This is a genomic window from Photorhabdus heterorhabditis (genome assembly GCF_001280945.1).
GTDB classification, from domain to species: Bacteria; Pseudomonadota; Gammaproteobacteria; order Enterobacterales; family Enterobacteriaceae; genus Photorhabdus; species Photorhabdus heterorhabditis.
Genome location: NZ_LJCS01000059.1, coordinates 20,507 through 28,003, shown reverse-complemented (window position 1 = coordinate 28,003; position 7,497 = coordinate 20,507). Strand labels below are relative to the sequence as shown.

Below are 7,497 nucleotides of genomic sequence, written 5' to 3'. Positions count from 1 at the left end.
GGAAAAATCATTAGTAATAATGGTGAGGTTAAAACGCTCAGCCAATACTCTGGCAATTTCAAATGTGGTGGTGCCGGCATCAAGATAAACAACTTGTCCATCTTCAACCATGGATACCGCATATTGGCCAATTTCTCGTTTATGCCGATGATTAAGTTGGGCTTTTTCATTCCAGGGTAATTCTTGGCGTAGAACATCACTGAGTTGCACACCGCCACTGACATTAATGACTTTGCCTTCCTCTTCCAGAGTGCGGATATCCCGCCGTACTGTCATATGCGAAACGTTCATCAGTTCAACCAAGGCGCTGATGGAAATTGTGCGATATTCATGTACATAGCGATAAATAAAGTCTCTGCGCTCTGATGGGAGCATATTTTCTCCGGTTATTTCTGTGCCTTGATCAACCAACCCAGACCATTTTCAGTGTAGCCGATGGGGTGATACTCACAACCTAGCCAGCCTTGATAGCCCATTTCATCCAGTTTATTAAATAACCATGGGTAGTTCACTTCGCCACTATCAGGTTCATGGCGTTCCGGTACGGAGGCAATCTGGATATGACTGAATTTTCCCCATAAACGTTCAATGGTGCGAAGTAAATCACCTTCCATAATCTGGCAGTGATAAAGGTCTAGCTGAATAAAAACATTTTGACGGTTAATTTCTTTAAGCAATATTTCAGCCTGATGCTGAGTTGTCAGAAAATAACCTGGCATATCACGATTATTAATCGGTTCAATTAATACGTTAATGTTATGTTCCGCCATCACATCAGCGGAATGTTGAATATTTCTGATATAACACTCACGTTGTTGTTCTGGTGTAAATTGTTCATCCAGTTTTCCTGCCATAGCATGAATTTGCTTACAGTTCAGAGCCAATGCATATTTCAGAGCGGTCTGTACACCTTCGGCAAATTCTTTTTCACGACCAGGAACAGAGGCTATCCCTCTTTCGTTCGCCGCCCAGTTTCCGGCAGGCATGTTGAACAGAACCTGTGTTAATTGATGCTGTTTTAACAGGACAGCCAGGTTTTCAGCGGTTTCTTCATAAGGAAACAGATATTCAACGCCTTTAAATCCAGCTTTGGCTGCGCGGGCAAAACGTTCTTTAAAAGGAACGTCGTTAAACATCGTACTTAGGTTTGCCGCAAATTCAGCCATGATGAATTCCTTTTATTCAGTTTTTGGGATAACGAGTTTCAAGTTCCTGCACTTGCCCTTTATTTAAGGTGGTGAAACCGTATGGTAATAATGTCAGATATAACCGGGCAGTATCTTCCAATTCTTCCGCATTGAAAAAAGCTTGCCGTAAAGTTTTGCCACCGACAACAGGTCCGTGGTTAGAAAGCAGAATGGGATGCATGGCAACTTCTTTCGTGGGTTTGTCGCCAGATAGCCAGTTACCCTCTATATCCAGCTTGCTAAGACGATCAGCTTGCAAGTCGCCAAAACTGGAGTTGGTTGGCGTGATGATAATTGTGCCATCATCCAGTTTGGCACTGATATTACCTGCACCGCCACTGCGATAACCTCGGTAAAACATTGAACGAGCCCATTCTACTAATTCTGTTCGTAGCGCCTGTTCACTCATGAAACATCTCCTGAGCATGCAGGAAAAAATTAATGCTAGCTTCTGATACTGAGCCACTTGTTTGTTGGTCATTACGGAGCAACTGCCGGAAAGGATCACGGGACGTCTATTCTGAGCAGGGGGTGTTGCACCTTCCGGCTGAGGTGGTGACAATAATTTTCCGGTATTTGTACTGGCAAGTGCGGCACCAAGGCCAGAACCCCCGGTTACTAATGTCAGTTCTGACACAGCACTGGCAATAGGTAGTAGATCATTCATGGACCCTGCTTCTTGGCGTAACCAGCGGCAGGATTTTAGTGAGTTGTTCACCGCTTCATCTACCGGGCAAGAGCGGCTTTTTAGGCTGATAACAATGGCATCAATATTCTGTGGGACGACTGTATTTTCATCAGGTGCAACCAGTAACTGAACAACCCGCCAGCCGCTTTGCACCATAAAACTTGCGATATCGGTTGCGCCGGTAAAGTCATCGGCAATAACACCCAATTTAATGGTCATAATTCTTTCTCCGGTAAAGTGATACCTTTAAAAGTTTTGATAACTGCGCTGTCATCCCATTGACCAAAACCTTCGTTAGTGGCAGCAAGGAACATTTGATGTGCTGTGGCTGATAGAGGTAATGGGAATCTCAATGCCTTGCCTGTCTCTAATACTAATCCCAGATCTTTGACGAAAATATCTACGGAGGATTTTGGTGTGTAATCTCCCGCGAGAATATGAGGGACACGGTTTTCAAACATCCAGGAGTTACCAGCGGCATGAGTCACGATGTCATACATGAGATCTAAAGAAATACCTGCTTTTGCGGCTAACGCCATACTTTCTGCTGCGACAGCAATATGTACACCCGCAAGTAACTGATGGATAGTTTTAACGGTGGAACCCAGGCCAATTTCATCTCCGATACGATAAAGGCGCTCCGTGGTGGCATTAAATATGGGTTTTAATTGTTCAAATAATGCAGGTTCACCAGAAGCCATAACTGTAAAGGAGCATCCAGCATTCTGATATTGTACTGGCTAAGACGACGAGCAAAGTCTTTCGCTTGCTCTTGCGGCAACGGTACTGTGAAGTACGATGACTGTACCGGTTTTTAGCCGCCTGACCAGTGGTGTTTTTCCACCGAATAGTATGTTTTCTATTTGAGCACCGTTGACCACAACAAGTAAAATGATATCCAGTTCTGATGCCCAACTTGCTGCATTGTTTGCAGCAACTTTAGCGCCCTCTTGCAGAAGTTGATCACAGGCTTTTAGATTTAAATCAAAGCCATATGTAGGAATGCCCGCGCGTATTAATGAACGAGCGATCCCCATGCCCATAGTGCCCAATCCTATAATCCCTATTTTTTGAATTGATTGGTCCATAATGGTTCCCTAGTGTTGCTGTTATAATTTGTTATTTTTTATGATTATTTCACACGGAATTTCACAAATATACGACAGCCATCACATTCGTATACCCCATTCTTGAAGCTGATTTTTCTTATAATTATATGATTTATTTGATTTTTATTGGGTTGTTGTGTGAAATTAAATTTCACATAAAGGTGTGATAAAAAATATGATTGTGGGTATGTTAAGAGCACAGTCAATTCAAAGGTATGTAGGAACTCAAAAGTATGTAGGTTCAAATATGGTTTTTGGGTTTCGCTGCGCTCAATTCGAATCTTGGTGAAGGTTTTCGACCATTCCCTGAATGGGGAATATGTTGTTATTAGTTTCTTTGGAATGCTTGAGTGCATATTAAGCGGTGGTGGTGGGGGAAGGATGACTCGTCACTGCGTTCCTCGCCCTTCGGGCCAACGCGTCGCAAGCGTCGCGTTGTTGTTTCGCTGCGCTCAACTCGAACCTTGGCGAAGGTTCTCGACCATTCCCCTGAATGGGGAATATGCTGTTATTAGTTTCTTTGGAATGCTTGAGTGCATATTAAGCGGTGGTGGTGGGGGAAGGATTCGAACCTTCGAAGTCTGTGACGGCAGATTTACAGTCTGCTCCCTTTGGCCGCTCGGGAACCCCACCAAGTTTTGAAATGTATCACTGTTGATTACAGCGGGCAGAATCATATCAAATGAGCTGCTGCTGTAAAGTCTATTTTGAAAATAAGTGACCGTATGCCGTTTTTTTATCCTTAATTGGTCCGGTTGTGAGCAAATAAGGAGTCTGTTTGCCGGTGGTGGGGGAAGGATGACTCGTCACTGCGTTCCTCGCCCTGCGGGCCAACGCGTCGCAAGCGCCGCATTGTTGTTTCGCTGCGCTCAACTCGAACCTTCGAAGTCTGTGACGGCAGATTTACAGTCTGTTCCCTTTGGCCGTCCGGGAATCCCACCAAGTTTTGAAATGTATCACTGTTGATGACAGCAGGCAGAATCACATCAAATGAGCTGCTGCTGTAAAGTCTATTTTGAAAATAAGTAACCGTATGCCGTTTTTTTATCCTTAATTGGTTCGGTTGTGAGCAAATAAGGAGTCTGTTTGCCGGTGGTGGGGGAAGGATGACTCGTCACTGCGTTCCTCGCCCTGCGGGCCAACGCGTCGCAAGCGCCGCATTGTTGTTTCGCTGCGCTCAACTCGAACCTTCGAAGTCTGTGACGGCAGATTTACAGTCTGTTCCCTTTGGCCGTCCGGGAATCCCACCAAGTTTTGAAATGTATCACTGTTGATGACAGCAGGCAGAATCACATCAAATGAGCTGCTGCTGTAAAGTCTATTTTGAAAATAAGTGACCGTATGCCGTTTTTTTATCCTTATATTGAGCCTATGAACAAATAGAACCCCATCAAGTTTTGAAATGTATCATTGTCGGTTACAACGGGCGGAGTCATATCAAATGAACCGCCGCTGTAAAACATATGTTTGAAAATTAAATTATTGAATGCTGCTCTTATGTCCCAATTGATTTAATTTTAAAGAATTATAGTGCGGTTCCCATAAACAAAAACACGTTGAGCAAGAACCCAGTATAAAGCATGACTTAGGACGTTTTTTTCAACGTCTCGGCCCGCTCTCATCATGTCTTCCGCTGTGTATGTATGGTCTATGTTAATGACGTTCTGAGTAATAATTGGACCTTCATCCAGATTGTCATTCACGTAGTGAGCTGTTGCTCCTATGATTTTTACACCTCTCTCGTAAGCTTGATGATAAGGACGGGCCCCTATAAATGCAGGTAAGAAGGAGTGGTGAATGTTAATGATCTGATTTGGATAATGTTGAACGAATTCTGGTGTCAGTACCCGCATGTATTTGGCTAGTACCACGTAATCAGGTTTGTATTGATCGATCTGGGCAATCAGTTTTTCGTCGTGTTGTTCACGGGTTAAATCTTCGTGACTGATTAAATGAAAAGGAATACCAAATTGCTCAACTAATGATTGCAATGTTGCGTGGTTGCCAATAACTGCCGCAATTTCAACATCAAGTCCATCATAAGCGCTTTTCATGAGTAAATCCCCAAGACAATGCGCTTCTTTTGTTACCATAATAACGATCCGACGACGACCCGCAGAGTTTAATTCCCGTTGAGATCCAACCGGAAGTGCGTCATCTAAATCAGCCAGAAATGTTTCATCGTTGAAGATTCCTTCAAGTTCAGTGCGCATGAAAAAACGGCCAGTGCAATGATCGACGAATTCGTTGTTCTGAACTATATTCAGTTGGTGTTTGTAGCAGATATTGGTAATTTTAGCGATTAATCCTTTCGCATCAGGGCAAATAGTACGCAGAATTTTCTTTTGTATATTTTGGTGTGGCATGAATGAGATGATTCCTTAAATCTTTTTCGTTTCTTGTTTATCTGGTTTTTGTCTGTGGTTTTTAACCACAACATTTTTTGTATTTTTTACCCGAACCGCATGGGCAAGGATTATTACGGCCAGTTTGAGGCTTTACACCATCAATATAGTACCAACGCCGATCTATACGAAGAAAACGTGAGCGTTCATGGATAAGTTGTTTATCTTGAGCTTTCTGATCAAGAAAGCAAGCTGAAAATTCAACATAGGCTTCGTTGTCGTCTTTGCCTTTTTCAGTCGCGATTACATTTAACCCGATCCATTGAGTTGCAATAAAACTTTGTTCTATATCTAAACGCCACTTTTCAGCCTGACAGTCAGGATGCCAACTGGTAATAAGATAATCGACATTGTGTTTTACATAAGCACTGTATCTGGAACGCATTAATGATTCAGCGTTGGCAGCAAATTTTATGTTTTGCAGATAAGGAGAACAACAATCTGCAAAAGTTATTGCACTACCACAAGGACATAATTCTGTCAAAATAACTCCAATTTTTTAAGGGTGAAATACCATTTTATGCGTTTTCTATTGCAAAGAAACGTAAGAGAACAAATGATAGTCACTCAATTGAACTAATATGATTGATAGTACCTAAGATAAAGGTGAAAGTCGCAATATTAAGGTAAGGGAGCGCGTTTATGGAAAAAGCACTGGCAGGCAAAGAAATTTTGATTGTAGAGGATGAACCTGTTTTTAGTTCTTTGCTGGCAGGGTATTTGCGAACGTTGGGTGCTAGGGTGTTGGTTGCATCTAATGGTGCTGTTGCATTACAGATGCTGGGAAGCGAAGCGCATATTGAACTTATTTTATGTGATTTAGATATGCCGGTTATGAATGGTATTGAATTTGTTGCCAAATTGACTAATGAGGGTGTGAGTATTCCAGTTATTATTATTTCAGCAACCAACAAGATGGCAGAAGTTGATGAAGTACTTCGTTTAGGTGCAAAAGATGTTTTATTAAAACCCGTTTCAGATCTCAATGAGATCAAAAAGGCTGTGTTGGCCTATTTGCATCCTGCGGTCTTTATGTCCGGTGCGATTGAGCAGAATAATTTGAATAAAGATTGGTTAACGTTAAAACATAATTCAGATGAAGCATTAAATATGCTTAAGCAGTTGCAACCCCCGGTTTCACAGGTGATTGCTCACTGTAGGGTCAATTACCGAAAATTAAATATGATTGATAAACCAGGGTTAATTCTCGATATGGCTGCATTGTCTGATAATGAATTAGCTTTTTATTGTCTGGATATTAGCCGTTCAAAAGAGTATGGTGTGATTTCAGCATTATTACTAAGAGTTGTATTTAATAGCTTATTACAAGAACATATCATCCATCATTCTCGGCGTTTACCCAGCATGGCAGGTATTTTGAACAGGATTAATAACTTGTTGGAGAATGCAGGGCTACAAGGGCAATTTCCACTGTTGCTCGGGTATTATCATACCGTTAATAAAACGGTTTTGCTTACTTCTGCGGGGTTACATGCCAGTATTAAATCGGGTAATCGCCAAATTCAATTAGATAGTGGTGTTCCGCTTGGAACATTGCGAACGATTTGTTCGAACCAAGTTTGTTCTCATAGTGCTGAATGGCAATGCCGGATTTGGAATACAGATAGTCAAATAAAATTGATGCTTTCTTCAATGTGTTCCAGATGAATATTACCAGAGTGACATTTTGCTTAAAAAAGCAGATATTAAACATCAAGTCACGGTGATGTAATTAAACATTACGGTGCTGTTTATCGGATAGAATTAGCTGGTATACTCAGCCCATTACGTCTGGAACCTATCTCATTAGGCTATATTTATTGGCTGTTCTTTGTAGTAAAAAGTGGATTTGCTAGTGCTTAGATAAAAGCACTGGCTTTTGGACGTGCTTAATCTAGTCCAAAAAGAGCGAGTGAAGCGGCGTACTATACCCAATAGATTTCAAGATGCATCGCGACGGCAAGGGAGCGAATCCCCAGGAGCATAGATAACTCTGTGACTGGGGTGAGTGAGTGCAGCCAACAAAGAGGCAACTTGAAAGGTAACAGGTATATGTGAGAGATAATAATGCTTTATTGGAATAGGTTCTGAAAGAGTTAGCACTGATT

Annotated in this window: 8 protein-coding genes, 3 tRNA genes, 1 other RNA gene and 1 pseudogene; 1 reads left to right on the top strand and 12 read right to left on the bottom strand. The window is 42.0% G+C overall.

Going from position 1 to position 7,497, the window contains the following annotated elements; translation table 11 throughout:
* From AM629_RS16925 to AM629_RS16895, 12 genes and pseudogenes are all read right to left on the bottom strand, one after another.
* A partial coding sequence (locus AM629_RS16925; RefSeq protein ID WP_152912016.1) for a DeoR/GlpR family DNA-binding transcription regulator occupies positions 1–375 on the bottom strand: 375 nt, incomplete at its 3' end.
* An 11-nt stretch (positions 376–386) separates the two neighbouring features.
* On the bottom strand, positions 387–1,166 hold the full coding sequence (gene otnI / locus AM629_RS16920; RefSeq protein ID WP_054480428.1) for a 2-oxo-tetronate isomerase: 780 nt from the start codon (positions 1,164–1,166) through the stop codon (positions 387–389).
* 16 nt (positions 1,167–1,182) lie between these two features.
* On the bottom strand, positions 1,183–1,596 hold the full coding sequence (locus AM629_RS23585) for a class II aldolase/adducin family protein (protein ID WP_054480429.1): 414 nt from the start codon (positions 1,594–1,596) through the stop codon (positions 1,183–1,185).
* 270 nt (positions 1,597–1,866) lie between these two features.
* A pseudogene (locus AM629_RS25030) lies at positions 1,867–2,094 on the bottom strand (four-carbon acid sugar kinase family protein); the annotation flags it as partial.
* Positions 2,091–2,576, bottom strand: a complete 486-nt coding sequence (locus tag AM629_RS25320; protein WP_420806687.1) for an NAD-binding protein — start codon at positions 2,574–2,576, stop codon at positions 2,091–2,093. The pseudogene AM629_RS25030 and the gene AM629_RS25320, both read right to left, overlap by 4 nt.
* 39 nt (positions 2,577–2,615) lie before the next feature.
* Positions 2,616–2,963, bottom strand: a complete 348-nt coding sequence (locus AM629_RS25315) for an NAD(P)-binding domain-containing protein (RefSeq protein WP_420806686.1) — start codon at positions 2,961–2,963, stop codon at positions 2,616–2,618.
* Between the two features lie 386 nt (positions 2,964–3,349).
* Positions 3,350–3,487: non-coding RNA, RtT sRNA (locus AM629_RS16930), on the bottom strand.
* 45 nt (positions 3,488–3,532) lie between these two features.
* A tRNA-Tyr gene (locus AM629_RS16905) sits at positions 3,533–3,617 on the bottom strand.
* Between the two features lie 152 nt (positions 3,618–3,769).
* Positions 3,770–3,925: transfer RNA gene (locus tag AM629_RS22435), tRNA-Tyr, on the bottom strand.
* A 152-nt stretch (positions 3,926–4,077) separates the two neighbouring features.
* Positions 4,078–4,233 (bottom strand) — tRNA-Tyr (locus tag AM629_RS22430).
* 268 nt (positions 4,234–4,501) lie between these two features.
* Entirely contained in the window at positions 4,502–5,350 is an 849-nt protein-coding gene (purU, locus tag AM629_RS16900) for a formyltetrahydrofolate deformylase (protein ID WP_054480427.1), read from the bottom strand.
* Between the two features lie 61 nt (positions 5,351–5,411).
* Positions 5,412–5,873 (bottom strand): YchJ family protein, encoded by a 462-nt coding sequence (locus AM629_RS16895; protein WP_054480426.1) that lies wholly within the window; start codon positions 5,871–5,873, stop codon positions 5,412–5,414.
* 158 nt (positions 5,874–6,031) lie between these two features.
* Here AM629_RS16895 and rssB point away from each other — a divergent pair, with 158 nt between their 5' ends.
* Positions 6,032–7,057 (top strand): two-component system response regulator RssB, encoded by a 1,026-nt coding sequence (rssB, locus tag AM629_RS16890; protein ID WP_054480425.1) that lies wholly within the window; start codon positions 6,032–6,034, stop codon positions 7,055–7,057.
* Positions 7,058–7,497 lie beyond the last annotated feature (440 nt).